Raw genomic sequence first — 25,502 nt, forward strand, 5'->3', positions numbered from 1 at the left:
CCCTGCTTCACCGCCCAACGCACACGCAGCCCGATCAGGGCGCGCCTGGCGTTGCCGCAGGAGCATTGTCGGCCATTTTCTCACGGGGGGTGCCAAGTATTGAAATCCGGCTACCACAGAGAAGATGATTCGGCAGGCCAGACGCCATTGTCGGGGCGGGCTGGACGCGTCCGAACTACCCGGAATTCAGTCCACCGAAGTTCGATGCGTACTACCGTGAAGTTCGTGAGTGCAACGACGCCCCCCAATCTGTCTCATCCGGCGGCCGAGCCCGCCGACCGCGGCTCGGCTCGGGCTCGGGCGATGAACGGGTACCTGTCCCGCGTGGCGCGACCGCTGATGTCCGGCGCCGGACTCAGCAGTCCACGAGTGACCGCCCAGATGATCAGGACTATGCGGCCCGGCGTCAACCGCACCCTGGTGGCGCTGTCACCGGTGCCCGCGGGTACCCGCAGTGCCACCGTGCGCACCCGCTACGACGGCGGTGCGATCCGGGGCGAGGTCCGCGGCGAATGGGTACGCGGCCCACGGATCGCCGACACCCCGATCCATCGCGACCAGCAGGTTCTCTATTACCTGCATGGGAGCGGCTTCGTGGTCTGCTCGGCGCGTACGCACCGTGGACTGGTCGCACGGCTGAGTCACCGCGTCGGCATGCCGGCATTCGTCCTCGACTACCGCCTCGGGCCCGAATACGGGTGGCCAAGCGGAGGCGACGACGCGATCCGCGGCTACCACTGGCTGCTGTCGCAGGGTTTCGCCCCCGAACAGATCGTCATCGGCGGTGATTCCGCCGGCGGGCACCTGGCCCTGGATCTCCTCGCCGCCAATCACGCCGCCGGGGTACCGCAGCCTGCGGCGATGGTGCTGTTCTCCCCGCTCTATGACCCCACGTTCCAACTCGCCGTGGACCATCAGCTCAACGGCCACCGGGACCCGATCATCGACGCGGTGGCGGCACAGAAGATCCTGCGCCTCTACACCCGGGACGCCGACCCCGACCACCACCGGATGCGCATCCCGCTCAATACCGCTATGACGTTGCCCGACACCCTGATCCAGTACGGCGGGCTGGAGGTCATGGGTGCCGACGCCCGGGCCATGCATGCCGCGCTCACCGAGGCCGGCGCGCTCAGCCTGCTGCAGGCCTGGCCCGACCAGAGCCACGTCTTCCAGATGTTCCCGCGACTGACCCCCGAATCGCGGCACGCCGTTTCCGCTGCCGCACAGTTCATCTCCTCTACGATGACAGCCGACGAGCGACGCTCTCGCGCGCCGATCCCCCTCCCGAAAGGCAGCTGACATGTCCGACGTCGACGACCTCCTCGCACGTTTACCCATGGGCGACATCGCCGCCCAACTCGGCGTGGACGAGGAGTCCGCCCGCGAAGCGGCCGCCCAGGCCGTCCCCGCGCTGCTGACCGGCCTGCAGGCCCAGACCGGCGATGAGGAATCGGCACAGCGCCTGGTGGGCGCGCTGGCCCAGCACGACAACGACCTCGCCCAGGGCGAGATCAACGTCGGCGACGTCGACACCGCCGACGGCTCCAAGATCGTCGCGAAGATCTTCGGCGACAAGACCGATGCGGTCGCCGACGCCGTCTCCACACAGGTGCCCGCGGCAGCGGTCGATCAGGGACTCATCACCAAGATGCTCCCGATCCTCGCCCCGATCGTGCTCAGCTTCCTCACCAAGAAGATCCTCGGTGGCGGTGCCGCGCAGCCCACCGGCAACGCCGCCGGGGGCGGTGGACTCGGCGACGTCCTCGGCGGAATCCTCGGGGGAGGACAGGGCGGGGGTGGCCTGGGCGGCGGCCTGGGGTCGATTCTCGGCGGCATGCTGGGTGGTGGCTCGGCTGCCCCGGCGAAGAAGGAATCCGGCGGTCTGGGCGATCTCCTGGGATCGATTCTGGGCGGCCGCAAGTAGTTCCGCACCCCTCCGACACCGGTACGACACAACCCGGCCCGGTTCACCCGCCGTCATGCGGATGAACCGGGCCGGGTCGTCTCGATCAGCGCAGTCTCAAGCAGCGCAGTCTCGATCAGCGCCGCGGAGTCACTTCGGCCGGACCGGGCTCGGCTGATCGCCGCCGAATGCGGTCGGGATACCGGTGATCTCGGTGATCGCCCAGTCGCTGTTAGAGTCGACGGTCATCTTGTAGGTCGCGGTGGACTCGATGCCGTCCGGCGCCTGGATGTTCTTGGTGTACACGTTGACGAAGGCGACCACCTGGTAGACGCCGTTCTGGACGGACTCGACCTTCGCGGTGATCCGCTCCGAGGATGAGGTCCACTGCATCGGCTTGATGAGCTGTTCCATCGACGTCGACGCCTTGCGCAGCCGGTCCCCCAGTTCGGGGGTGGTGCCCTTCGTCAGTCGCGCCTGCCATTCGGCCGGGTTCTGATAGTCCATCTGCGCCGCACCGGTCGCATAGTCCAGTGCGATCTGCTCGGCGTGTGTGCGATCACTCTGCTGCTGCTCGATGGCGCTGACGTCGTCGGACTTTCCTGCGAGCATCCAGCCGAGCACCGCGACGGCCACCACGAGGGCGACGACCACGACGCCGGTCAGCAACTGCGACATGGAGATCGAGCGCCCCTTCAGCGCCGACAGCGGTTTGGTGAGCATCGACGAGGACTGGCCAGTTTCGTGGTGTCGGTCAGCGTGTAACGGTCCAGCATGGAGAACTTGACCCGGGCGATCAGCCGATTGTCCTCCTGGACCAGATCCACCGCGGTCACCTTGCCGATCCGCATACCCTTGGTGCGCACGTCACCGTTGACATGCAGACCCGACGCATCGGTGAAGTCGGCGCTGAATTCCCGAGTGTTCCCGTCCACCGGGTTGCGCATCGCGTTCAGCACGAGCGCGAACAGCATCACGGTGACGAGTCGTGCTGGCCGACATCAACATCGAGGGTGCCGAGCGGCTGGCGGCGATCCTCAACGAGCGGCACGGCGAAAAGACCGCGCTCGCCGTCGAAGTCGACCTGCGTGCGGAACAGCAGATCGAGCAGCTGGTTCAGCGCACCGTCGATCACTTCGGCGCACCGGACATCGTGGTCAACATCGCCGGCATCTTCCCGATCGACGACGGCGACATCGCCGGCATGCAGGTCGAGGTGTGGGACAACGTCTTCGCCGTCAACCTGCGCTCGGCAATGCTGTTGACCAAGCACACCCTCCCCTACCTGCGGGAGAAGGGCGGCTCGATCATCAACACCGCATCGACCCATGCTTTCGCCGGCGACAGCAGCCTCAGTGGCTACGGTGCCACCAAGGCCGCGATCATCGCGCTGACCAAGTACACCGCGACGCAGTACGGCAAGGAGGGCGTGCGCGCCAACGTGATCTGCCCGGGCACCACCACCACACCGCCGGCCCAGCAGCTACCCCAGCCCATCAAGGACATCTACCTCGAGCACACGATGGCCAAGGCTCTCAACAGCCCGACCGAACTCGGCAAGGCGTTCCTGTTCCTGGCATCCGATGATTCGCGGGGTATCAACGGCGAGGTCATTCGTGTGGACGGCGGCCTGCTGGCCAACCAGCCGTTCGTGCCGGACATGAACCGACTGGGAATGGCCACCGCGTCCAGCCAGTAGTCGCGAACCGATCGGCACACCAACGGGCCCATCGTCACTCCGGTGACGATGGGCCCGTGACCGTTCGCCGTCCGGGGTGATCCCGCATTTCCTGGTCACCGTCGGTGACCAGGTCATATCCTGGGCGAATGGATCGGCTCGTCACCGCGGTCGTCGTCGACGACCACCCCTTCTTCCGCGACGGGGTGTCCCGCGGCCTCGCGCAGAGCGGGCGGGTCCGGATCGTCGGCGAGGCGGCCGATGGTGTGTCCGGTCTCGAAATGATCCGGAGCGCGGCACCCGACGTCGCCGTCGTCGACTATCAGATGCCCGGGATGACCGGCATCGACGTCGTGCGCGCCGCGGTCCGCGACGATCTGACGACCCGGATCCTGCTGCTGTCGGCGATCACCGACGGACCGATAGTCTTCGACGCCCTCCAGTCCGGCGCGGCCGGCTATCTTGCCAAAGACGTCGGCCGCGACGAGATCGTGGCCGCGGTGACCCGGGTCGCCAAGGGCGAGACGGTGGTTCCGGCCGAGCTGGCAGCCGGGCTGGCCGGGGAGATCCGGATGCGCGCGCGGCCCGACGCCCCGGTGCTGTCCGAGCGGGAACGGCAGGTGCTGGCCGGTTTCGCCCAGGGCAAGTCGATCCCGCAGGTGGCATCCGAGCTGTACATCGGCGCTTCGACGGTGAAGACCCACACCCAGCGTCTCTACGAGAAGCTCGGCGTGTCCGATCGTGCCGCGGCGGTCGCCGAGGCCATGCGCCGTGGCCTCCTCGAATGAGCCGGGGGCGCGGGTACCCGATCCCGCCCCGCTGCTGAAGCCGACCGAACTCGCCGACACCGAACCCATCCGCGCCATCCTGCTCGACACCGCGCTCGACGGGGTTCGGATCCAGTCGGTCCTGCGGGTGCTCCTGGCAGTCTTTGCCCTCGGTGCCATTACGCTGGAACCACCTGCGCGGTCGGGCATCTGGTGTCTGGTGATCGCGGCCGTGTACCTGGTCTGGTGCGTGGTGGGCGTCGTACTGCTCCCGCACGGCGGATGGCTCGCCATCCGCTTCGCCTGGACCGCGCTGTTCATCGACATGGCGGCGCTGACACTGCTCACCCTGATCGCCAGCGAATCCGACCAGATCAGCTGGACCGCAGACATTCTCGTCAACGGATTCTTCCTGCTCCCGATGATCGCGGCGATCAGCCTGCGCCCCGCCCTCTGCGCGGTCGTGATGGTCCCGACGGTGATCACCTACTTCGTCGGCAGCGTGCTCGCGAAGGACCCGAACGGCGAACCATGGACCATCATCGGGCTGCGCACCGGGGTGATCGGCGCGCTCGCGCTCGGCGCGGTCTGGTTGTCGCGGTTGCAGCGGACCCGGGTGGTGATGATCGGTTCCCTTGCCGCCCAACGGAGCCGGCTGCTCGATGACATCATGGAGATCGAGGCGCGGGAACGCAGGCAACTCGCCGAACATCTCCACGACGGCGCCCTGCAGTACGTGCTGGCCGCCCGTCAAGAACTCCCCGCGCTCACCCCCGATCCCCCCAACTCTGATCGCACCGCCGCGGCGCGCATCGACGAGGCGCTGCGCGAGTCGGCGCGGCTCCTGCGCTCCACCCTCGCCGAACTGCATCCAGCGGTCCTCGAACGATCTGGCCTGGCCGCGGCCCTCACCGACCTGACCACCTCGGTGGCACACCGCACCTCGCTGACCATCGCGGTGGACACCGCGGGATGGCCGGCGTCGGCGGCCACCACCGTCGACGCGATCCTGTTCACCACGGCGCGCGAGCTGCTCACCAACATCGTCAAACATGCCCGGGCCACCCACGTCGAGGCAACCATCGAATTCGGCCCCCGCGCACGGCTGGTCGTCGTCGACGACGGGATGGGCTTCGACGACACCATGCTCGATCACCGCGTCACCGACGGCCATATCGGACTCCTGTCGCGCCGGGTCCGTCTGGAGAGCCGCGGCGGCACACTGACGATCCGGCGCCGCCCGGCGGGCGGTACCGTCGTCGTCGCCGAGATCCCCACCGATCCTGCTGATCCGGCACGCACCGCCTGAATCGAGGTCCCGCGATCCACCGGGACCGTGGGCTCGCTCGGGAGAGGGAGAGGCGCCTCCCTCCTGCGGGGGATGTGCCCACGCGCTGCGCCGCCCGATGCTGGTCGTCCACGTCACCGTCGCCGCGGTCGCCATGTGTTGCGCCGCGGGTCAGGTCTGGGCGTGGTGGCGTCACCGAAACCCGCAGTGGCACAGGAGGGAAGGCCGACTGTATGTCCTCGCCGTTGCGATTGCGGGACCGAGCGCCTTCGCGATCGGCACCCACAGCCCGTTCGGCCCGGCCGCCCAGGTCTCCGATGTCATCCTGGCCTGCCTGTGGATGGGTTACACCGCATTCGGGGTACGCGCCATCGTCGGCGGACGCGTGGATCTGCACCGACGCTGGATGATCCGCAGCGCCTGCCTCGCCTTCTCGGTGATCCTCAACCGCGTCTACGGCACCCTGTTGGCAACAGTGGGGTCGAACTGGCTGGAGAGCCATGCGGACGGCATCGACGACCCCGTCGCCGTGTGGACACAAACGCTGTCCCCGTGGCTCGGGCTGGTGACCGGCATCCTGCTCGGACTGTTCGTCAGCGACCGGCAGCCGTCGGGTCCCCCGATCGGTGGACCCGCGGGTCAACCGGCACATCCCCCGGTCGGCGGAGTTCCCGAAACCCCTGTTCACGGGAGAGTTCTTGGTGTCAGAACGACAACCGAACAGCCCGGACCGAATCCGACCGGGATCGACATCAAGGAGAAACCATGAACACCACCACCCGCATCGCCACCGCAACCGCCGGCCTCGCCGGGATCGCCGCCATCGGCCTGATCGGAGCTGGTGCCGCCGGCGCAGGCACCATGCCGGTCACCCATGCCGGCGAGCCGTCGGTCGCGATGACCATCACCAACCACACCAACAAGACCGAACATCTGGTGACGTCCACCATCAGCGGCAACGGCGTCTGGGTCAACGGCCCGTCGCGAACGCTGGCTCCCGGGGCGAGCGAGATCATCAAGGTCGTCGCCCCGACCGGGCAGAAACTGGCCGTCAATATCGCCTACCGGGTCGGAACCGGTGGACCCACCGCCACCTACGAAGTGCTGAACTCGCAGACGAATACCAACACCGGGACGACCGGCATGTCGGGTCCGGGTGCCGGACAGCACTCGATCACGCACAACTTCGGCAGCCACTACCCGGCCACCAACATCTCCTTCGATCAGTGGTGATCGATTGAGAGATACCCAGCCCGTCCAGCCCCGACAACGACCACGGCGTCCACGACGATCATCGTCGCGGACGCCGTGGTTCGTGCTACACCGGCCCCGACGCCGGACGCATCTGGTGGCGGCACAACAAGTGCCCGGTGAGGCCCCCTCAGGTCACCGACACCACGATCACCCGAAGACCATGGCGCCCGTCTGTGGCGGATCAGCTGCCAGCGCCGCCTGCTCGCCTGGGGTGAAAGTCCTTGCCCGCGAGAGGAATCGCACGCCTTCGGGGGCCTCCAAACTGAATCCGGCGCCACGACCGGCGACGACGTCGAGGATCAGTTGCGTATGCTTCCACAACTCGAACTGATCACCGTTGATCCAGACCCGCACGGCGGGAATGGGTTCGGGCAACGCGATCTCGCCGACCAACACGTCGCGCTGACCTATCCGGTACTCCCCCACGGGGTAGCACATCGGGGCCGAGCCGTCACAGCATCCACCGGACTGGTGGATCATGAGACCGCCGTGCAGCTCCGACAGTTTCGTCAGGAGCTGCACGGCGGCGTCTGTGGCGACCACCCGATCAGGAATCTGTAGATCTGACACGGGGATCCACCTGCTCTTTCATCGATCGGCTACCGGATCAGAAGAAGCCCTTCGCATTCTGAGCGTATCCGACCAGCAGGTTCTTGGTCTGCTGGTAATGCTCGAGCATCATCAGGTGATTCTCGCGACCGATACCGGACTGCTTGTACCCGCCGAAGGCGGCGTGCGCCGGGTAGTCGTGGTAGGTGTTGGTCCACACCCTGCCGGCCTGGATCTCGCGACCGGCACGGTAGGCGGTGGCACCGTCACGCGTCCACACGCCGGCACCGAGGCCGTAGAGGGTGTCGTTGGCGATCGACATGGCCTCTTCGTAATCCTTGAACGGCGTGACCGCGAGCACCGGACCGAAGATCTCCTCCTGGAAGATCCGCATCTTGTTGTCACCGGCGAAGACGGTCGGCTGGATGTAGAAGCCGCCGGACAGATCGCCGCCGAGGTCGGCGGGCTCGCCGCCGGTGAGGACCTTGGCCCCTTCCTCCTTGCCGATCGCCAGATACGAGGAGATCTTCTCGAACTGATCGTTGGATGCCTGCGCACCCATCATCGTGTCGGTGTCGAGCGGGTTGCCCTGCTTGATCGCCTTGACCCGGTCGATCGCGCGGCCCAGGAATTCCTCGTAGATGTCGGCCTGGATGAGCGAACGGCTCGGGCAGGTGCACACCTCGCCCTGGTTGAGGGCGAACATCGCGAAGCCCTCAAGCGCGCGGTCCAGATAGCCGTCATCCTTCGCGGTGACGTCACCGAAGAAGATGTTCGGGCTCTTGCCGCCCAACTCCAGGGTGACCGGGATCAGGTTCTCCGAGGCGTACTGGCTGATCAGACGGCCGGTGGTGGTCTCACCGGTGAAGGCGATCTTGCGGATGCGGTTGCTCGAGGCCAGCGGCTTACCGGCTTCGACACCGAAGCCGTTGACGATGTTGAGCACGCCGGCGGGCACCAGATCCGAGATCAGCGACATCAGGTAGAGGATCGACGCCGGGGTCTGCTCGGCAGGCTTGAGCACCACCGCGTTGCCGGCCGCCAGCGCGGGAGCCAGCTTCCAGACCGCCATCAGGATCGGGAAGTTCCACGGGATGATCTGGCCGACGACGCCGAGCGGCTCGTGGAAGTGATAGGCGACGGTGTCCTCGTCGATCTCCGAGATGCCACCCTGCTGGGCGCGCAGCGCGCCGGCGAAGTAGCGGAAATGATCGACCGCGAGCGGGATGTCGGCGGCCAGCGTCTCACGCACAGCCTTGCCGTTGTCCCAGGTCTCGGCGACGGCGATCTTCTCCAGGTTCTCCTCGATGCGGTCCGCGATACGCAGCAGCACCAGCGACCGTTCGGCGACCGAGGTCTTGCCCCAGGCCGGCGCGGCCTTGTGTGCAGCGTCCAGCGCGAGGTCGATGTCCTCGGCGGTCGAGCGGGCAACCTCACAGAAGGTCTTGCCGTCCACGGGTGACGGATTCTCGAAGTACTGGCCCTTGACCGGCGGCACCCAGGCCCCGCCGATCCAGTTGTCATAGCGCGATTCGAAGCTCATCACCGAGCCGTCGGTACCCGGCTTTGCATACACGGTCATGGAGGGTCTCCTCTGTGTCGTCCTCGACTCAACGAGGGATCATGTGATCTGTCACACACAGTAGGAGTCTACGCGTTGCAGGTGCGTTGCAGCCTTGTTCGAACCCGCGGAAAAGCTACTCTGAACTGCATCTATATCGCAGCACCGCCGTTTGGTCAGACCCCGTATCGCCGGTCGAGCAACCGGATCCGGCCACCGGCCACCGCGCGGTCGGGATGCCCGACGGGGAGACGATGCTCCAGCCGGCGCCAGGCCACCAGGTCGTCGCGCCCGTGCGCCGACGACGTCCACGTTCGCAGCACCGACACCTCGCCGTCGGCGATCACCCGCGAACGGATGTCCTCGCGCAGTTCTTCGAAGATCTCGACGATGCCCGGTGCCGACGACTCGACGAGCAGGCCGCCGCGTCCCAGCGCCGCGATCGCGGTCCCGAGGCCGGAGCCCCCGGCAGCGACCTGGCCCCGCAGATCGGCGAGGTCAGAACCCAGTTCGACGGTCAGCCGGTACGGACGCGAGCCGACGACATCCGGGCCGAGGTCGCGTCGTAGGCGGGAGATCTCGGCACGCACCGTCACCGGATCGATGCCGTCCTCGGCCAGGTGCAGGGCCAGTTGTTCGGTGTTCAGCCCCTGGGGATGGGCCTGCAGCAACACCAAGATCTCCGCATGACGGCGCGACAGCGACCGGGTACCGACGCCGCTGTCCCAGCGGTAGCCGCCCTCACCGAGCACCGACAACCGCGGTCCGGCCCCCCTGCCGGACGCCGAGAAGACCTTCGGATCCGCAAGATCGATTGCGGTGGAGTGTAATTCGCGCTCCACCGCCGCGACCACAGATCGCACCGCGGCCAGCGCGAAGGGTGCGGCGACCTCGCGCCCACCGGTGACGTCGATGACGCCGATGACGTGTCCGGTGACCGGATCGTGCACGGGTGCGGCAGCACAGCTCCACTCCTGCACCGCACCGGCGAAATGTTCGGGTCCGACAACCTGCACGCCCTGGTCGACAGCCAGCGCCAGTCCGGGAGCGTTGGTGCCGACGACTTCCTCACTCCACACCGAACCCTCGACGAAGTTGATCCGCCCGGCCTTATCCCGCGCGTCGGAATCGCCTTCGATCCAGAGCAGACGGCCGACCTGGTCGGTGAGTGCGACGACCACGCCGGAATCGGCGATGGCGTCGACCATGAGCGATTGGACGAGCGGACGCACCGCGGTGATCGGGTGGGCAGCGCGATACTCGGCGAATTCGGCGTCGCTCATCGCTGGTGGCGCCGCCGGGGCCACGGCGACCGAGTCGGTGATGCCGGGGTCGATCCCGCGTTTGAGCGAGCGCGCCCACGAGTCGCGCACCACCGACCGCACCGTGTCCGTCGGCGGCGTCACCCCGGAGAGAAAGTCCTCGTACGCTCGACGGATGCGTGCGGCCACCGCGGTAGCGTCGCTCATTCCACCTCCGTCGATTGCTGCCGTCCTGCACGATTCTGCCGCGCCAGGTGTGACCTGGGCAACAGGCATCAAATCAGCCCCCGACCCTACCCGCGGCCGACCGAACGCCTGCTGCGGGTGCGAATGCCCAGGGTATGCGGGAATCCCGGCCGTGTCGATGTCGGTCGGCCACTGCCGCCGGGATCCGGTGCCATCAGTCGAAGCGCGCCGAGAAGCCGCGGGGCGTCATCCCGGTGACCGTGCGGAAATCCCGGACGAGGTGCGCCTCGTCGGCATAACCGAGTTCGGCGGCCAGCACCGCGAGGGTGTCGCCGGGTTCGCGGAGCCGCTCGGCGGCCTCATGGAGCCGCCTGCGCTGGATCAGCCACTTTGGGGTGAGCCCGAGCCGCCGACGGGTGATGCGTTGCAGACTGCGTTCGGTGAGGTGGAAGTGATCGCAGATCTGGCCGACCGCAGTCACCTCGGACCGATTCTCGACGTATTCGACGATCTCGTTGATCAGGCGGCCTTCGGCGTCGATGGGTAGGTGCGGCCGCAACCAGTCCTCGACGAGTGCGGTCGCCCGACGTTGGGTGTTCTCGTCGGCGTCGACGCTCATCACCACCCGCACCCGCCGGGCGAGATCGGCGCCTCGGTCGCCGAAGACGGCGTCGAGTTCGTCATGCCGATCGGTCCATTCGTGGACGCCACCACCGATCACGAGTGCGCCGGCCGCCGGTGTCAGCATCACCCCGACCGCCCATCCGTCACCGGTCAGCGTGGTCTCCGACAGCCCGGTGGCCACTCCGTAGAACCGTGCGTAGTCCTCGGTGATCACCAGCAGACACACCGGATATTGCAGGACTCGCTGCGGTGCCGCGTCGGCCGGAACCGACCAGATCGGCACCCAGAAGCGTCGGATCAGATCGGTGAGCTCGGCGGTCGGCGGCCATCGTCCGATCCGATACGAACTGTCTGCGGGGTCGACGAGGTGAGCTCGTTCGATGTCATCGGGTCGCCCGCGGCCGCCACCCGCCACCGCCGACGACGATCTGTCGGGTTTGTTCAAGTGCCGGCCACCTCCTGCGCGGTTGACTCTCATCATGACCTCAACCACCGACAACACCGCAACCACCGACAACACCGCAACCACCACCGCCGACCGATACGCCGAACTCGCCGACGGATTCGGTACTGTCCTCGATGCCGTCGACAGTGCCTCAGCCGCCGACGAGGGCGCATCGCGATGGGAAGCCGCTTCCCCGTGTGCGGGCTGGAGTGCCCGCGACGTCGTCGGGCACGTCATCGACACCCAGCGCAGCTTCCTGGCCGGACAGGGTATCGACCTCGGCGCCGCCCCCGACCTCACCGAACCGGCCATCGCGTGGCGCGCCCATCGGGCCGCTGTCGGGCAGATCCTCGCCGACCCCGACGTCGCCGCGCGCACCTACGACGGGCACTTCGGCCCGACCACGATCGGTGACACGCTGCTGCGCTTCTACGGATTCGACCTCATCGCGCACCGCTGGGACATCGCCACCGCGGCCGGTATCGACCACCGATTCACCGAGGACGAACTGACCAGCCTGGAAACCGGTGCGGACGGCTTCGGCGATGCTCTCTACGCCGACGGTGTCTGCGCACGCATCGACATCCCAGCCGGCGCGGACCGTCAGACGATCCTGCTGGCGCGTCTGGGTCGTCGGGCCTGAATCGACATCGTTCCCACCTTCCGGGCGGGTGCTACCCCAGCAGTCACGGAATCCATCCGTTATGCCGCGGGTATCCCGCCCGCAGGTGGCTGTAGAGATAGGTGCTGACCAGCAACGCGGCGCCGCAGATGATCGACGGCCAAAGGAAGTCGTTGTTCATCGAGTCGCGCACCGAGGCGAGCGCCCAGCCGATGACCAACAGCACCAAGCCGATCGTGGTGAAGATCCGGACCACCAGCACCACGGTGGTGACGAGAGCCCAGACGATCTCGCGGCGTCGTCCGTTGTCGGCGTTCACCGTCCACCCCTGCACACGGGCTCGAGCATATCCAGGCATCAGCGTCGGCAGCAGCGCACAATGACCTCATGAAGACGATTCTGAATGTCATCTGGCTGCTTCTCTGCGGGATCTGGATGGCACTGGGGTATGTGATCGCCGGCATCATCTGCTGCATCCTCATCATCACCATCCCGTTCGGCATCGCCTCCTTCCGGATGGCGAACTACGCGCTGTGGCCGTTCGGGCGCACCACCATCCGCAAACCCACCGCAGGTGCGGCATCGGTGATCGGCAACATCATCTGGATCGTCGTCGCGGGCCTGTGGCTGGCCATCGGCCACATCGCGACCGGCCTGGCGATGTGTGTGACGATCATCGGTATCCCGCTCGGCATCGCCAGCTTCAAGATGGTGCCGATCTCGCTGCTTCCGCTCGGCACCGAGATCGTGTCCACCAACGATCCGCGCGCATCGATGCCCGCCGTCTGACCACCGGGGTTTCCCCGACGGCCGGGCCAGGTCGGTGAAACCCGTCTGCCGGGTGAACCCATCCAGATCGTCGGCGGCGCCGAATACCCGGCATGGACGACCTCGATCGACATCCGCCAGTCCCGCAGGTACCGGTCCCCGTCACCGGTGAACGCCCCGCCTCGGTGGCGGTCATCGGCGGTGGCGTCGCCGGTCTGACCGCCGCACACATCGCCGCCCGGCATGCCCGCATCACGCTCTTCGAAGCCGACGATCGGCTCGGGGGCCACGCCCACACCCAGTACGTCACCCTCGACGACGGTTCGCGGGTCGCCGTCGACACCGGGTTCATCGTCCACAACGATCGCACCTATCCCACGCTGTTGACGTTGTTCGACGAGTTGGGGATCGCCACCACCGACACCGACATGTCGATGTCGGTGCGCTCGGAGATCAGCGGCCTCGAATATGCGGGTGCGTTAGGGCTGTCGGGACTGTTCCCCACCATGCGCACCCTGACGCGTGGCCGCTACCTGCGCATGCTCGTGGAGATCACCCGTTTCCATCGGGCCGCCCGCCGTGTGCTCGACGCCGCGGGCGACGACATCCCGCTGTCGGAGTTCGTCGACCGCGAGGGTTTCAGCGACTACTTCCGCGACAACTTTCTCCTGCCTCTGGTCGCAGCCGTGTGGTCGTGCGAATCACACACCGCCGCAGCCTATCCCGCCCGCTACCTGTTCACCTTTCTCGATCATCACGGCATGCTGACCGTCTTCGGCTCCCCCACCTGGCGAACCGTACGGGGCGGGTCGGTGCAGTACGTCGACGCGGTGGCGGACGGGGTCCGTGCCCGGGGCGGGACGATCCGGTTGTCCGCGCCGGTCCGCCGCATCACCGAGTCCGCCGACGGCGTCACGGTCACCACCGACGACGCTGTCGAGACCTTCGACGCCGTCGTGGTCGCCACCCATCCCCATCAGGCCCTCGCCATGCTCACCGACCCCGGCCCGCTGGTATCGGAAGTCCTCGGCTCGATCCGCTACGCCGCCAAACCCGCTGTCCTGCACACCGACACCTGGCTGCTGCCACGTGCCGAGAAGGCCCGTGCATCGTGGAACTATCAGATCCGCGACGACGGCCGTGGTCCCGGCGAGATCGCCGTCACCTACGACCTCACCAGGCTGATGCGCCTGGCCGTCGCCAAACCCCGGCTGCTGGTCACCATGGGACGAACCGACCTTGTCGATCCGGCGCAGGTCCTGGCCGAGATGACCTACGAACATCCCGTCTACACCGTCGAATCCGTCGCCGCGCAGGCCCGCCTGCCCGAGATCGACTCCAGCCGGGTCGTCTTCGCCGGGGCCTACCACGGATGGGGATTTCACGAGGACGGCGCCGCGTCGGGCGCACGGGCCGCGGCCCGACTGGGACTGAGCTGGACCGACCAGCCCGAGCACGATCGGGTGGCCACGCCATGACCGACGTCGCCGAGGTGATCAGCCCCTCGGCACCGACCCCCTCGCTGGTGCCGACCCGCATCGTCCACACCCGCACCGGCCCGGTGCGGCACAGCTTCGCCTATCGGAGTCAGTCCTGGTTCGTCGACGTCGAGGAACTGCCGCGGCTCCCCCGGATGCTGGCACCGTTCGCCCGGTTCCGCGGCGACGATCACTTCCCCGAGCCGCCTACCCCCGACCAGTCGTTGCGGCAGCGGCTGGACGACCACCTGGTCGGCGCCGGTGTCACCCCACCCGCCGGGCGGGTGACCGCGCTGCTGTCACCCCGGGTGGCCGGCTATGTGTTCAATCCGCTGAGCGTCTTCTGGTGTCATGACGCCGACGAGCGGCTGTGTCTGATCGTCGCCGAGGTGCACAACACCTACGGCGGTCGTCATTGCTATCTGCTGACGCCCGACCGCGACGGTCGCGCACACACCGACAAACGGTTCTATGTCTCACCGTTCAACGACGTCTCCGGCCGCTACGACCTGTCCCTGCCCGAACCCGGTGCCGACGGTCGGGTCGCCCTGTCGGTGACCTTGCGCCGGGACGACGAACAGCCGTTCGTCGCCACCCTGCGCGGCCGGACGGTGCAGGCATCGACGGGCGCGGTCGCGCGGGCGCAGCTTCGGACCCCGCTGGCACCGCTGCTCGTCGCCGGCCGGATACGGCTCCAGGGCATCCGCCTGTGGCTGCGGCGGCTACCCATTCACCCGCGACCCGAAAACCCGCGACGCCATTCACCGCGAACGAGGACCGACTCATGAACGATTCCACCGTCTCCTGCTCACCAGATCCGACGCGTTGGCCCGACGTCGCCGCAGCACCTGCGGGCCGATTGTCGGGGATACGGGCCCGGGCCGCGATGTGGCTGTTCCGCCGCGCGGTCGGCAAGCTCGACATCAGGGTGGAGTATCCCCACGGCGCCGACGCCGGTCCGGCAACCGGACGTATCCAGCCGCGCATGATCATTCGGCGTCCAGACCAGTTCGCCCGACGTGTGGGTTCGACCGGTCTGATCGGGTTCGGTGAGTCTTTCATGGCCGGTGACTGGACCACCGACGATCTCGTCGGCGTGCTGACGCCTTTCGCCGAGCAGGCTTCGACACTCATACCTCCTGCGCTGCAACATCTTCGACGTCTGGTGCTACCGTCGCGCCCGGCTGCCGAAGCAAATACGCAGGCGAACTCCCGTCGACACATCGCCGCACACTACGATCTCTCCGACGAGCTGTTCGCCACCTTCCTGGACGAGACCATGTCCTATTCGAGCGGGCTGTTCGACGGACCGCCGCTGGCCGCGGCCTGGCCAGATCTGGTGGCCGCCCAGCATCGCAAGATCGACCGGCTGCTGGACCTGGCCGGCGTCGGCCCCGGCACTCGACTCCTCGAGATCGGCACCGGCTGGGGTGAACTCTGCCTCCGAGCCGGCGCCCGGGGTGCGATGGTCACCTCGGTCACCCTGTCCGCCCACCAGCGCGACCTGGCCCGTCGACGCGTCGCCGAGGCCGGTCTGTCCGACCGGGTGAGCATCGAACTGCTCGACTACCGCGAGGTGACCGGCACCTATGACGCGGTCGTGTCGGTCGAGATGATCGAGGCCGTCGGCGCACAGTACTGGCCTGCCTACTTCGAGCAACTCGACCATGTCCTCCGTCCGCACGGCCGGGTCGCGATCCAGGCGATCACCATGCCGCATGACCGAATGTCGGTTTCACACAACACATATACCTGGGTGCAGAAGTACATCTTCCCCGGCGGACAGCTGCCGTCGGTCGACGCACTCGCCGAGACCGCGGCCCGACATTCGCACCTTCGGTTGACCTCGTCGATGGCCTTCGGCACCCACTACGCCCAGACCCTGAAGCTCTGGCGGGAACGCTTCGACGCACATCACGACGATGTACGACGGCTCGGTTTCGACCGAACCTTCGAACGGATGTGGCGCTTCTATCTGGCCTACTCCGAAGCCGGGTTCCGCGCCGGCTATCTCGACGTTCATCAACTCGTCTTCACCCGACCGACGGAGGTGACCCGATGACCGGCTGGCTTGGATTCTTCGTGCTGTCCGCGGTGAGCCTCGCGGTACTCGCCGTCATCCAGGCGGTCACCTTCGCCGTCGGGCGCCGAATCGGCCGCTACAACGTCGTCGACGTGGCCTGGGGTGCCGGGTTCGTCGCCGTCGCACTGCTCGCCCTGGTCGTCGGCGGCGGTGACCCGACCCGACGGTGGGTGCTCGCCGCCCTCGTCACGGTGTGGGGACTGCGGCTGTCGTGGCATATGGTCCGCAAGTCGGCCGGCCGCGGCGAGGACCCGCGCTACACCGAACTCCTCGCACGCACCGACGGCAGTATCGGCGCCGTGATCCGCAAGGTCTTCGCCACCCAGGGCATTTCGCAGTGGTTTGTCTCGCTGCCCATACAGGTGTCGGCGGTGGTGGCGGGCGGAACCGGACCGCTCGGACGTTCACTACTCATCGTCGGCACGGTGGTGTGCATCTTCGGGTTCGTATTCGAATCCGTCGGTGACGCCCAGCTCCGGCGGTTCAAGGATGATCCCGGCAGCCGAGGTCAGATCATGGACGGCGGTCTGTGGGCATGGACCCGGCATCCGAACTACTTCGGCGACTCCTGCGTGTGGTGGGGTATCTGGCTGATCGCGGCCGGAGCCTGGCCCGCGGCCCTGACCATCGCCTCCCCTGTCGCGATGACCTACTTCCTGGTGTACGCCACCGGCGCCCGCCTGCTCGAACGATCGATGAGCAGTCGCCCGGGCTATCGCGAGTATCAACTGCGCACCTCCTACTTCCTGCCCCGCCCGCCCCGACGCCTCGCCGATCGACGACCCCAGCCCTGAGTAGCTCCCCACCCCCACGAACCAGCCGGTACTTGCCATGACCGTCAGCCTCCCGCCTGCCTGCGCCTCACCGCCCTCCACCGCTACCGCGACGTTGAAGCGACGCACTCGGCCGATTAGTGTTGCCCTCCATGAGCCGACACCGACCACGACGCCGTGGGGTGCATCGGTGACCGCGACGTCCGATCTCGATGCGTTGCCGGGGTTGCTCGCACGCATCGCCGAGGGGGATACCGCGGCATTCGCCGCGTTCTACGACCTGACCGGCCCACGCGTCTACGGCATGGTGCTGCGGGTTCTGCGCGACCCCGGCTACAGTGAGGAGACCACCCAAGAGGTTTATCTCCAGGTGTGGCGCAATGCGGGCACCTACTCCGCGCAGGCCGGGTCGGCGCTGTCCTGGCTGATCACGCTCGCGCATCGACGCGCGGTCGACCGGGTCCGCAGCGAACAGGCGGCGACCCGCCGCGACGAGCGTTACGGCTCCGCACATCAGCCCACCGATTTCGACGTGGTCAGCGAGGCGGTCGGGGTCGCCGAGACGCGGCGCACCGTCATCGGATGTCTGGAGACGCTCACCGCGACGCAACGTCAGTCGGTTGATCTCGCGTACTACGGCGGCCTGACCTATCGCGAGGTCGCCGAGCGGCTCGACGTCGCGCTGCCGACCATCAAATCCCGAATCCGCGACGGTCTGTCGCGATTGCGCAACTGTCTGGGAGGTGACGATGCCTGATCCGCATCCCCCTGAGGACGGCCATGCCGTGGACCCCGACAGCTTGCTCGATCTGGCACCGCTGGTAGGGCTGGACGCGCTGGCACCCGATGAGCTCGCTCTCGTCGAACAGCATGTCGCCGAGGCTGATCCGGGCGTGGCCGACGCGTTTGCGCACCGGGTCCGCGCCACCCGGGAGACGATGGCGACGGTGAGCGCCTCCACCGCGGTCGAGGTCCCCGACGAACTTCGGCGTCGGCTGTTGGCTGCCGTCGAGGCCGACACCCATCCGCCGGCCCTGCCCGAATCTGAACCGGCACCGGTCGCTTCGGTGACCCCGTTGCATCCCGGTCGGGGCCGCCGCCTGACATATCTGGCCGCGGCGGCAGTGGTCGCGCTGGCGATCGGGGCTGCCGGCTGGATCATCGGCAGTGCGACCAGCACCGAGTCCGGCCCGGCGCGCAGTGCCCCCGAGCAGATCTTCTCCGCACCCGACCTACGTTCCACCACCGCGAGCGTCGGCGACGGCAAGGCCACCGTGTACTACTCGGAGAAGGTGGGCGCCGGGGTGCTGGTGATGACCGATGTGCCACCGCCCGATGCCGCACATGTCTATCAGATGTGGCTGATCGGACCCGACGCTCCGCGCTCGGCGGGCACCATGACGCAAAAGGATGTGTCGCCGGTGACCACCGCCGTGCTGCGTGACATCGGGTCGGCGACCACCCTCGGTTTCACGCTGGAACCGCCCGGCGGGTCGGCGAGTCCGACGTCGCCGCTGCTCAGCCAGATCCCGCTGGGCTGAGTACCCCCGCGCCGTCCGCTATTTGAGCAGGGCGCGCAGGGTGTCGATGGTGTCCGCCTCGTCGGCCGTCTTATCCGGTCGATAACGCAGCACCCTGGCGAACCGCAGCGCGATGCCGCCCGGGTATCGCGAACTCCGTTGCACTCCATCGAGTTCGATCTCGACCACGATCTCCGGATGGAGATGAACCGTGTGCTCGTCCCGATGCGTCTCGTGTGCGGGGAATTCCTCGGTCTGCCAGCGCAGGAGTTCATCGGTGAGCCCCTTGAACGTCTTGCCCACCATCACCGGACGACCGCTCTCGGGATCGCGGGCACCCAGATGCAGATTGGACAGCCACCCGCGACGGCGACCCGATCCCCATTCCGCGGCCAGCACGACGAGGTCGAAGGTGTGTACCGGTTTGACCTTCTGCCAGGTCTTGCCGCGTCGCCCGGCAGCATAGGGGCCGGCCAGCCCCTTCACCATCACACCTTCGTGGCCTGCTGCGATGGCATCGTCGAAATGCTGTTGCGCCGCAGCCGCATCGGGTTCGACGGCGGCGGGGATCCGCAGCCCGGGCGCGATAGCGGTCAGCGCATCGAGTCGCTGGGCGAGCGGCCGGTCGATGAGGTCGACACCGTCGAGGTGCAGACAGTCGAAGAAGAACGGGCGCAGTAGTGCCGACGGATCATCGGCGCCGGCACCCGACGAGCCGAACCGGCTCATCGTGTCCTGGAACGGCCGCGGTCGTCCCGATTCGTCCATCGTGAGCGTCTCACCGTCGAGAATGGTGCTGGCGCACGGTAACTGACGAACCACGTCGACGACGTCGGGGACCGCCGCGGTGATATCCCGCAGCGTGCGGGTGAACACCCACACCTGTTCCCCCCGCCGATGCACCTGGATCCGCGCCCCGTCGAGCTTGTAGTCGACGATGACACCACCGCCGAGCGTCTCGAGCGCCTCGGCGACGGACTCCGCGGGGGTCGCGAGCATCGGCGCGATCGCCCGGCCCACCTGCAGCGCGACCGCCTCCAGTGCGGCGGTGCCACCGCGACGGGCCAGCGCAGCGGTTTCCGGAAGCGATCCGGTCAGCATCAGCGCACGGCGGACGAGGGCCACGGCCTGTCCTGATTCCGCCGCGACAGCCTCCGTCATCACCCCGGCGAGCGCACCCTGGCGCAGTTCACCGGTGAGCAGTGCGAAGAGGAATTTCTGCTCGGATTCGGTTGCGGCACCGAAGAGCCCGACGATGATCTCATTACGCCGCGTCGCCGACCCGGCACCCGGCGCGGTACCGGCCAATGCGGTCAGCGCCGCGTCCACGGCGGTCACGGTCAGCGACTGCGCCGGGGCGGAGGTGGAGACGAGCTTGGACAGCGACCGCCAGCCGACCCCGAGCTTGCCCTGCGGGATCTCGCCGGACAACCAGGCCACCACGACGGGCAACTCCGCGTCGGTGGTCGATCGCAGGACTGTGGCGAGCGCGGCGATCTTGCGGGTGCGCGACCGATCTCGTGCCACCGCCGCCGACACCTCGACCACCTCGGTCAGCCGCACGTCACTCCCTACCCTCGACATTCCTGCCTGATGGGCACGCTACCCCCGTGCACCGACAGCTCGCCTCGGGTGGCGGGAAGGAGATCACGGCGCCCCCGGATATGCCTCACGGTAGGCGCGGACCGCGCTCCCCACTCCGCGATAGACGTGATCGGGGTCGAGGTCGGCCAGCAATCCCTCGGTGACCAATGTCTTCTGCAGTTCGGGATCGATCCCGGCGAGGACGAAATGCGCACCGTGGGAATGCACATAGGCGATGAGATCGGCCATCACGGCCGAAGCCGAGTAGTCGACGTCGCCGATCGCGGTGCAGTCGAGGACCAGCCAGCGCACCGGGTCGGGGGCGTTGCGGATCAGTTCCATCACATCGTCGGCGAATCGACTCGCGTTGGCGTAGAACAGATCCGCGTCATAGCGGAACACGATAAGCCCCGGCAGGGACTGCCGGCCCGGTTCGGCCTTGCGGTAGGTGCGCGTGCCCGCCTCGTCGACGACGATGACGAACCGTTCCGGACGATACTGCCGCCGCACGAGTTCGAGGAGAGAGATCGCCATCGCCGTCACGATGCCGTCCTGCACACCGAGTGCCATCACCACTATCGCGGTGAATATCGCGATGCCGAACTCGACTCGACGCATCCGCCAAATGCGCCGCAAGGCATGGAGATCGATCAGATCGACCGCGACGACGGCGACGATCGCCGACAACACCGCGTGTGGAAGGTCGGCGAGCGCATCGCCGAGAAAGACGACGACCACCAGCGTCACGCCGGCCATGGTCAGGTTCGCGACCTGGGTTCGGGCCCGCTGTTCGTCGAGGATCTGCGTCTTGGTCGGGCTGCCGTTGACCACGAAACTCCCGGAGAATCCGGCGATCGCATTGGCCCCGGCGAGTCCGAGGATGTCGCGGTTGACGTCGGCGGTCTCGCCGTGACGTTGGGCGAATCCGCGTGCGGTGGCAGCACTCTGGGCCAGGATGACGATCGCAGCGCCCACCGCGACGGTCGCCGCCTTCGGGATGTCGGACCAGCTCATCCCGTCGGGTAGGCCGATCGGCGGTAGGCCGCCGTCGATGGCGCCGACCACGGGGATATCCCAATCGGCCACCTTCACGATGACGATGGACACCGCCACCACCATGATGGCCACCGGGAATCGGGGTGTGAATCGCTTCGCGGCCACCAGAACGGCGATCGTCGTCACCGAGATCGCGATCGCCACCGGATCGACCTGCGGCAGTTCTTTGGCGAGATACCACCAGCGCTCGGTGAGTCGGCCCTCGGTGCCTTCGACGCCGAGCATGCCCGGCACCTGCCCGGTCAGCACGGTGATCCCGGTGCCGGTCAGAAAGCCGACCAGTACCGCCGTGGAGAGGAAGTCACCGAGAAAGCCGAGCCGTAACAGCCAGGCACCGAACAGGATCCCCGCCGTCACCAGCGCGATCAATGACGCCCACATCAGCCATTCGCGCGAATCGGGGGCCAGTCCGGCGATACCCAGGCCCGCGATCCCGGAGGCCAGCAGTGCCGCGGTGGCCGAATCCGCCCCCACGACCATGAGTTTCGACGCACCGACGAGTGCGAACACGATCGCGGGCAGGATGATGGTGTACAGCCCCGCCTCGAGCGGTACATGTGCGATCGAGCTGTACCCCATACATTCCGGGATCGCGATCGCGGCCAGGGTCGCGCCGGCCACCATGTCGCCGCGCAGCCACTTCAGCCGGTAGCCGATCAGCGAGGGCGGCAACAGTTGCCGCAGCCCGGACCCGTGTGTCACCGATCAAGGATAGGTCGCGCATGGGCCGGGCGGCGGAGGTCAGGCGACCGCGACCACCGGTGTCGCGGTCGTCGTGTTTCGTCGGGCCACCACCGAATCCAGGGCAAGTCGTCCCGATCCGACGAACACGAGCAGCAGCAGTGCCCAGCAGTAGAGGGCCGACCCCTGACCGCCGTTCTCGATCGGGAACAGACCGTCGGGCTGATGCTTCCAGAAATAGGCGACCGCCATCGCGCCCGAACCGATGAGCGCGGCCGGGCGGGTGGCCAGCCCGACGATCAGCAGCGCGCCGACGACGACCTCGATGAGCCCCGCCCACCACCACGGCCACGCCCCGAGATCGGGGCGTGAGGTGGGGGTTTCGTTCGGCCAGCCCCACAACACCCCGGTGCCGTGGGTGCAGAACAGAATGCCGATCGCGATCCGATAGGCACCGATGGCCCAGGGTGCGTATTTTTCAAGTGAGCTGAGCATTACCTAACAATGCCCAGCCGGACCGCGGTCCGCAAGTGGGACCCGGAGTCAGTGGCCGCGCTTGATCCATTCCTCCAGGTGAGGAGCCTCGGCTCCGACCGTGGTGCCATCGCCGTGGCCGGTGTACACCTTCGTCTCCGGATCTAGCGTGAAGATCTTCTCGGTGATCGAGGCGATGATCGTCGGGAAGCTGGAGAACGAGCGTCCGGTCGCGCCGGGGCCGCCCTGGAAGAGGGTGTCACCCGAGAACAGCACACCGGCCTCGGGTGCGTGGATCACCGACGATCCGGGCGAATGCCCCGGGGTGTTGATCACCGTCAGCGTCGTACCCGCGACCGAGATCTGCTGACCGTCCTCAAGGTCGACGTGCGTCACGTCGGGATGGGTCTCGTTCCACAGCATGTCGTCGCCGGGATGCAGCAGGATCGGCGCCCCGGTGGCCGCGGACAGCTCCGGTGCGACGGTCACGTGATCGTTGTGGCCATGGGTCAGCACGATCGCCTTGACGGTGCGGTTGCCCACCGCGTCCAAGATCGGCTTCGCGGCGTGCGCGGCGTCGATGATCACGACCTCGTTGTCGTCGCCGACCAGCCAGACGTTGTTGTCGACATCCCAGGTTCCGCCGTCGAGCGAAAAGGTGCCCGAGGTGATGACATTGTCGATGCGGAGAGTCACAGCTCGACCACCGACCGCAGCACCTTGCCTGCCTCCATCGCCGAGAACGCGGCCTCGACGTCGTCGATGCCGATCCGCTCGGTGACGAACTTGTCCAGCGGCAACCGCCCCTGCTCGTAGAGGTCGATCAGCATCGGGAAGTCACGCTCGGGCAGGCAGTCGCCGTACCAGGAGGACTTCAGTGCACCGCCGCGGGAGAAGAAGTCGACCAGCGGCATCTCCAGGGTCATCTCCGGCGTCGGCACCCCGACCAGCACGACCACGCCGGCGAGGTCGCGAGCGTAGAACGCCTGCTTGTAGGTTTCCGGGCGGCCGACCGCGTCGACGACGACGTCGACGCCGAACCCGTCGGTCAGATCCTGCACGGCAGTGATCACATCATCGACCTGGGCACCGTTGATGGTGTGGGTCGCACCGAGATCGCGGGCCCACTCGAGCTTATTGTCGTCGCGATCGATGGCGATGATCGTCGTCGCGCCGGCCAGCTTCGCACCGGCGATCGCGGCATCGCCGACGCCACCGCAGCCGATGACCGCGACGGAATCACCACGCCCGACGTTGCCGGTGTTCATCGCGGCACCGAGACCGGCCATCACACCGCAGCCGAGCAGACCCGCAACCGCCGGGTCGGTGTCGGGATTGACCTTGGTGCACTGCAACTCGTGAATGAGCGTCTTCTCGGCGAAGGCTCCGATCCCCAGCGCCGGGGTCAGTTCGGTGCCATCGGTCAGGGTCATCGGCACGCTCGCGTTGAAGGTGTCGAAGCAGTACCACGGACGGCCTCGCTTACACGCCCGGCACTGTCCGCACACCGCGCGCCAGTTGAGCACCACGAAGTCGCCGACCTCGACGTGGGTGACATCGGCGCCCACCGATTCGACGACACCGGCCGCCTCGTGGCCGAGCAGGAACGGATATTCGTCGTTGATACCGCCCTGCTTGTAGGCGAGGTCGGTATGGCAGACGCCGCAGGCCTTGATCGCCACCACGACATCGCGGGTACCCGGCTCGGGGATCACGATGTCGACGACCTCGGTCGGGGCGTTCTTGCTCCGGGAGACGACTCCCTTGACTGTCTGCGGCATTGCGTTCGGTCCTTCCGTGACATGCGCCTGGTTTGTGCGGCGGCGGGTCTAGCCGCTGCGATGACAACCGTGTCCACTGCTAGTGGACGCAGTTAACTGCCATGACCCGATGCTAGCTGCTGCGCCCCGAATGCGCGGGGCGAGCTGGTCACCGTCAGCCTAGACAGGTGTCCAGTCCTGGCGCCAGCGCCCCCGCGAAACCCAAGTCGGTAGCCGGCAAGAGACTGGACCGTCGACGAGCTCAGCCCCCGAGCGAGGTGGGGCAGCCACAGCAGCCGCCCGGTCAGGGCAGCAAACCCGCTCGTCGGGCGCAGATGACGGCTTCGAGGCGGGTCGACGCACCGAGCTTGCGCATCGCGTCCTTCATGTAGCCCTTCACCGTCTGCGCCGTGACCCCCAGACTGTCGGCGATGCGGGCATTGGAATAGCCGAGCGCGGCCAAGGACAGCACGTCCTGCTCGCGGCCGGTCAGCGCGGGAATGTCCACGTCCGCGGCGGCAAAGGTCAGACCCGACCCGATCGCCACGAGTTCGGCGACCATCTCCGGGTCGTCGAGTTCGGCGGCGAGCGCCCGGAGCCGCGCATACGCCTCGGTCGCGCGGTCGCGCAGTGCGTCGGGATCGGCCGCGCCGAGTTCAAGCCGCGCACGGGCGGCGACAATCGACTGCTCCGCGGCCCGCGCCTCGGACGCCAGCACATCGAGCATCCGGCCGCCGATCGGGTGGGGCGCGTGAAACGCGCCGTACAGCACCGCGACCGGACGTCGGTCGACGATGACCGGCGCGGCCGCCATCGCGCGCAGACCCTCGCGGGCGATGATCGTGTTGTAACGGTGGGTGATACGCGGAGTGGCCAGATAGTCGTCGACCACCATCGGCCGACTGGCCGAGACGACCTTTCCGCCCAAACCATGTCCCACATCGACCGACAGCCCGTTGAGCGCTCCGACCGTCGAACCGGCGAATTGGTCGAGGACGACGCTGCGGGCGCCGCCGACAGCGCCGCCGAAGGCGAGCGTGACCCCGGAGTCACGCCGGATGCGGAGCAAGGCATCGGCCAGCGCGCGATTCACGACTTCGGACACACCCACCTCCTCGGTACGGTCCGTCGCAATTACCGCATGGCGTCCGTGCACCCCCACTTCGGGGGGTGGTGATCCAGA

At 67.5% G+C, this 25,502-nt stretch carries 28 protein-coding genes; 15 read left to right on the forward strand and 13 right to left on the reverse strand.

What is annotated here, in order from left to right:
- Window positions 1-204 precede the first annotated feature (204 nt).
- Together QSJ18_RS01405 and QSJ18_RS01410 are read left to right on the forward strand one after the other, a co-directional pair.
- Window positions 205-1,302 (forward strand): alpha/beta hydrolase, encoded by a 1,098-nt coding sequence (locus QSJ18_RS01405; protein ID WP_462475959.1) that lies wholly within the window; start codon window positions 205-207, stop codon window positions 1,300-1,302.
- Between the two features lies 1 nt (window position 1,303).
- Window positions 1,304-1,927, forward strand: coding sequence for a DUF937 domain-containing protein (locus tag QSJ18_RS01410; RefSeq protein WP_286324389.1), 624 nt, complete (start codon window positions 1,304-1,306; stop codon window positions 1,925-1,927).
- Window positions 1,928-2,056: 129 nt separating this feature from the next.
- Here the strand turns inward: QSJ18_RS01410 and QSJ18_RS01415 are convergent, their stop codons facing one another.
- Window positions 2,057-2,629 carry a hypothetical protein gene (locus QSJ18_RS01415; RefSeq protein ID WP_286324390.1) on the reverse strand — a complete coding sequence of 191 codons (573 nt, stop codon included), beginning with the start codon at window positions 2,627-2,629 and terminating at the stop codon, window positions 2,057-2,059.
- Entirely contained in the window at window positions 2,602-2,880 is a 279-nt protein-coding gene (locus QSJ18_RS01420; protein WP_286324391.1) for an MlaD family protein, read from the reverse strand. The genes QSJ18_RS01415 and QSJ18_RS01420 overlap by 28 nt, the downstream gene beginning before the upstream one ends.
- Window positions 2,881-2,894: 14 nt before the next feature.
- On the opposite strand from QSJ18_RS01420, the gene QSJ18_RS01425 reads away from it, so the two are divergent.
- From QSJ18_RS01425 to QSJ18_RS01445, 5 genes are all read left to right on the forward strand, one after another.
- Window positions 2,895-3,605, forward strand: a complete 711-nt coding sequence (locus tag QSJ18_RS01425) for an SDR family NAD(P)-dependent oxidoreductase (RefSeq protein ID WP_286324392.1) — start codon at window positions 2,895-2,897, stop codon at window positions 3,603-3,605.
- 128 nt (window positions 3,606-3,733) lie between these two features.
- Window positions 3,734-4,372 carry a response regulator gene (locus tag QSJ18_RS01430; protein ID WP_286324393.1) on the forward strand — a complete coding sequence of 213 codons (639 nt, stop codon included), beginning with the start codon at window positions 3,734-3,736 and terminating at the stop codon, window positions 4,370-4,372.
- Entirely contained in the window at window positions 4,356-5,660 is a 1,305-nt protein-coding gene (locus QSJ18_RS01435) for a sensor histidine kinase (protein WP_286324394.1), read from the forward strand. Before QSJ18_RS01430 ends, QSJ18_RS01435 begins: the two co-directional genes overlap by 17 nt.
- A 97-nt stretch (window positions 5,661-5,757) precedes the next feature.
- Window positions 5,758-6,408, forward strand: a complete 651-nt coding sequence (locus tag QSJ18_RS01440; protein WP_286324395.1) for a DUF2306 domain-containing protein — start codon at window positions 5,758-5,760, stop codon at window positions 6,406-6,408.
- Window positions 6,405-6,872 carry a hypothetical protein gene (locus QSJ18_RS01445; RefSeq protein ID WP_286324396.1) on the forward strand — a complete coding sequence of 156 codons (468 nt, stop codon included), beginning with the start codon at window positions 6,405-6,407 and terminating at the stop codon, window positions 6,870-6,872. Before QSJ18_RS01440 ends, QSJ18_RS01445 begins: the two co-directional genes overlap by 4 nt.
- Before the next feature lie 168 nt (window positions 6,873-7,040).
- Here the strand turns inward: QSJ18_RS01445 and QSJ18_RS01450 are convergent, their stop codons facing one another.
- The 4 genes from QSJ18_RS01450 to QSJ18_RS01465 form a co-directional block, all read right to left on the reverse strand.
- Complete coding sequence (locus QSJ18_RS01450) at window positions 7,041-7,463, reverse strand: DUF779 domain-containing protein (RefSeq protein WP_286324397.1); 423 nt, start codon at window positions 7,461-7,463, stop codon at window positions 7,041-7,043.
- Window positions 7,464-7,500: 37 nt separating this feature from the next.
- Entirely contained in the window at window positions 7,501-9,024 is a 1,524-nt protein-coding gene (gene exaC / locus QSJ18_RS01455) for an acetaldehyde dehydrogenase ExaC (protein WP_286324398.1), read from the reverse strand.
- Between the two features lie 155 nt (window positions 9,025-9,179).
- The gene (locus tag QSJ18_RS01460) at window positions 9,180-10,472 is read right to left on the reverse strand and encodes a helix-turn-helix domain-containing protein (RefSeq protein WP_286324399.1); all 1,293 of its coding nucleotides are present in this window, start codon (window positions 10,470-10,472) and stop codon (window positions 9,180-9,182) included.
- A gap of 193 nt (window positions 10,473-10,665) precedes the next feature.
- A complete protein-coding gene (locus QSJ18_RS01465) occupies window positions 10,666-11,520 on the reverse strand; it encodes a helix-turn-helix domain-containing protein (RefSeq protein WP_286324400.1) in 855 nt (284 codons plus the stop codon).
- A 34-nt stretch (window positions 11,521-11,554) separates the two neighbouring features.
- On the opposite strand from QSJ18_RS01465, the gene QSJ18_RS01470 reads away from it, so the two are divergent.
- Window positions 11,555-12,163, forward strand: coding sequence for a maleylpyruvate isomerase family mycothiol-dependent enzyme (locus tag QSJ18_RS01470; RefSeq protein ID WP_286324401.1), 609 nt, complete (start codon window positions 11,555-11,557; stop codon window positions 12,161-12,163).
- 43 nt (window positions 12,164-12,206) lie between these two features.
- Here QSJ18_RS01470 and QSJ18_RS01475 read toward each other — a convergent pair whose 3' ends face one another.
- On the reverse strand, window positions 12,207-12,461 hold the full coding sequence (locus QSJ18_RS01475; RefSeq protein WP_286324402.1) for a hypothetical protein: 255 nt from the start codon (window positions 12,459-12,461) through the stop codon (window positions 12,207-12,209).
- A gap of 68 nt (window positions 12,462-12,529) precedes the next feature.
- On the opposite strand from QSJ18_RS01475, the gene QSJ18_RS01480 reads away from it, so the two are divergent.
- From QSJ18_RS01480 to QSJ18_RS01510, 7 genes are all read left to right on the forward strand, one after another.
- Window positions 12,530-12,931: a YccF domain-containing protein gene (locus QSJ18_RS01480; protein WP_286324403.1), complete on the forward strand. Its 402-nt coding sequence runs from the start codon at window positions 12,530-12,532 to the stop codon at window positions 12,929-12,931.
- A 92-nt stretch (window positions 12,932-13,023) separates the two neighbouring features.
- Entirely contained in the window at window positions 13,024-14,388 is a 1,365-nt protein-coding gene (locus tag QSJ18_RS01485; protein WP_286324404.1) for an NAD(P)/FAD-dependent oxidoreductase, read from the forward strand.
- The gene (locus tag QSJ18_RS01490) at window positions 14,385-15,176 is read left to right on the forward strand and encodes a DUF1365 domain-containing protein (RefSeq protein WP_286324405.1); all 792 of its coding nucleotides are present in this window, start codon (window positions 14,385-14,387) and stop codon (window positions 15,174-15,176) included. Before QSJ18_RS01485 ends, QSJ18_RS01490 begins: the two co-directional genes overlap by 4 nt.
- Window positions 15,173-16,450 carry an SAM-dependent methyltransferase gene (locus QSJ18_RS01495; RefSeq protein WP_286324407.1) on the forward strand — a complete coding sequence of 426 codons (1,278 nt, stop codon included), beginning with the start codon at window positions 15,173-15,175 and terminating at the stop codon, window positions 16,448-16,450. The genes QSJ18_RS01490 and QSJ18_RS01495 overlap by 4 nt, the downstream gene beginning before the upstream one ends.
- Window positions 16,447-17,265 (forward strand): DUF1295 domain-containing protein, encoded by an 819-nt coding sequence (locus tag QSJ18_RS01500; protein ID WP_286324408.1) that lies wholly within the window; start codon window positions 16,447-16,449, stop codon window positions 17,263-17,265. Before QSJ18_RS01495 ends, QSJ18_RS01500 begins: the two co-directional genes overlap by 4 nt.
- 169 nt (window positions 17,266-17,434) lie before the next feature.
- Window positions 17,435-18,001, forward strand: a complete 567-nt coding sequence (gene sigK, locus QSJ18_RS01505; protein ID WP_286324409.1) for an ECF RNA polymerase sigma factor SigK — start codon at window positions 17,435-17,437, stop codon at window positions 17,999-18,001.
- Complete coding sequence (locus QSJ18_RS01510) at window positions 17,994-18,785, forward strand: anti-sigma factor (RefSeq protein WP_286324410.1); 792 nt, start codon at window positions 17,994-17,996, stop codon at window positions 18,783-18,785. Before sigK ends, QSJ18_RS01510 begins: the two co-directional genes overlap by 8 nt.
- Window positions 18,786-18,803: 18 nt before the next feature.
- Here QSJ18_RS01510 and QSJ18_RS01515 read toward each other — a convergent pair whose 3' ends face one another.
- From QSJ18_RS01515 to QSJ18_RS01540, 6 genes are all read right to left on the reverse strand, one after another.
- Window positions 18,804-20,327 carry an ATP-dependent DNA ligase gene (locus tag QSJ18_RS01515; protein ID WP_286324411.1) on the reverse strand — a complete coding sequence of 508 codons (1,524 nt, stop codon included), beginning with the start codon at window positions 20,325-20,327 and terminating at the stop codon, window positions 18,804-18,806.
- An 84-nt stretch (window positions 20,328-20,411) separates the two neighbouring features.
- Window positions 20,412-22,028, reverse strand: coding sequence for a SulP family inorganic anion transporter (locus QSJ18_RS01520; RefSeq protein WP_286324469.1), 1,617 nt, complete (start codon window positions 22,026-22,028; stop codon window positions 20,412-20,414).
- 117 nt (window positions 22,029-22,145) lie between these two features.
- The gene (locus QSJ18_RS01525; protein ID WP_286324412.1) at window positions 22,146-22,580 is read right to left on the reverse strand and encodes a DoxX family protein; all 435 of its coding nucleotides are present in this window, start codon (window positions 22,578-22,580) and stop codon (window positions 22,146-22,148) included.
- 48 nt (window positions 22,581-22,628) lie between these two features.
- Window positions 22,629-23,255, reverse strand: a complete 627-nt coding sequence (locus QSJ18_RS01530) for an MBL fold metallo-hydrolase (RefSeq protein ID WP_286324413.1) — start codon at window positions 23,253-23,255, stop codon at window positions 22,629-22,631.
- Window positions 23,252-24,340 carry an S-(hydroxymethyl)mycothiol dehydrogenase gene (locus QSJ18_RS01535; RefSeq protein ID WP_286324415.1) on the reverse strand — a complete coding sequence of 363 codons (1,089 nt, stop codon included), beginning with the start codon at window positions 24,338-24,340 and terminating at the stop codon, window positions 23,252-23,254. The genes QSJ18_RS01530 and QSJ18_RS01535 overlap by 4 nt, the downstream gene beginning before the upstream one ends.
- A gap of 283 nt (window positions 24,341-24,623) precedes the next feature.
- A complete protein-coding gene (locus QSJ18_RS01540) occupies window positions 24,624-25,424 on the reverse strand; it encodes a LuxR C-terminal-related transcriptional regulator (protein ID WP_286324417.1) in 801 nt (266 codons plus the stop codon).
- Between the last annotated feature and the right edge of the window lie 78 nt (window positions 25,425-25,502).

Source organism: Gordonia heveisoli (assembly GCF_030315745.1).
Lineage (GTDB): Bacteria > Actinomycetota > Actinomycetes > Mycobacteriales > Mycobacteriaceae > Gordonia.

Bases quoted from the DNA above. Each gene is read 5' to 3' on its own strand.
- QSJ18_RS01430 (WP_286324393.1), top strand. From the start codon at position 3,734: ATGGATCGGCTCGTCACCGCGGTCGTCGTCGACGACCACCCCTTCTTC.
- QSJ18_RS01405 (WP_462475959.1), top strand. From the start codon at position 205: ATGCGTACTACCGTGAAGTTCGTGAGTGCAACGACGCCCCCCAATCTG.
- QSJ18_RS01520 (WP_286324469.1), bottom strand. From the start codon at position 22,028: ATGGTGGCCGGCGCGACCCTGGCCGCGATCGCGATCCCGGAATGTATG.
- QSJ18_RS01500 (WP_286324408.1), top strand. From the start codon at position 16,447: ATGACCGGCTGGCTTGGATTCTTCGTGCTGTCCGCGGTGAGCCTCGCG.
- QSJ18_RS01410 (WP_286324389.1), top strand. From the start codon at position 1,304: ATGTCCGACGTCGACGACCTCCTCGCACGTTTACCCATGGGCGACATC.
- QSJ18_RS01525 (WP_286324412.1), bottom strand. From the start codon at position 22,580: ATGCTCAGCTCACTTGAAAAATACGCACCCTGGGCCATCGGTGCCTAT.
- QSJ18_RS01495 (WP_286324407.1), top strand. From the start codon at position 15,173: ATGAACGATTCCACCGTCTCCTGCTCACCAGATCCGACGCGTTGGCCC.
- QSJ18_RS01470 (WP_286324401.1), top strand. From the start codon at position 11,555: ATGACCTCAACCACCGACAACACCGCAACCACCGACAACACCGCAACC.
- QSJ18_RS01510 (WP_286324410.1), top strand. From the start codon at position 17,994: ATGCCTGATCCGCATCCCCCTGAGGACGGCCATGCCGTGGACCCCGAC.
- QSJ18_RS01535 (WP_286324415.1), bottom strand. From the start codon at position 24,340: ATGCCGCAGACAGTCAAGGGAGTCGTCTCCCGGAGCAAGAACGCCCCG.
- QSJ18_RS01415 (WP_286324390.1), bottom strand. From the start codon at position 2,629: ATGCTCACCAAACCGCTGTCGGCGCTGAAGGGGCGCTCGATCTCCATG.
- exaC (WP_286324398.1), bottom strand. From the start codon at position 9,024: ATGACCGTGTATGCAAAGCCGGGTACCGACGGCTCGGTGATGAGCTTC.
- QSJ18_RS01420 (WP_286324391.1), bottom strand. From the start codon at position 2,880: ATGCTGTTCGCGCTCGTGCTGAACGCGATGCGCAACCCGGTGGACGGG.
- QSJ18_RS01490 (WP_286324405.1), top strand. From the start codon at position 14,385: ATGACCGACGTCGCCGAGGTGATCAGCCCCTCGGCACCGACCCCCTCG.
- QSJ18_RS01440 (WP_286324395.1), top strand. From the start codon at position 5,758: ATGCTGGTCGTCCACGTCACCGTCGCCGCGGTCGCCATGTGTTGCGCC.
- QSJ18_RS01460 (WP_286324399.1), bottom strand. From the start codon at position 10,472: ATGAGCGACGCTACCGCGGTGGCCGCACGCATCCGTCGAGCGTACGAG.
- QSJ18_RS01480 (WP_286324403.1), top strand. From the start codon at position 12,530: ATGAAGACGATTCTGAATGTCATCTGGCTGCTTCTCTGCGGGATCTGG.
- QSJ18_RS01445 (WP_286324396.1), top strand. From the start codon at position 6,405: ATGAACACCACCACCCGCATCGCCACCGCAACCGCCGGCCTCGCCGGG.
- QSJ18_RS01485 (WP_286324404.1), top strand. From the start codon at position 13,024: ATGGACGACCTCGATCGACATCCGCCAGTCCCGCAGGTACCGGTCCCC.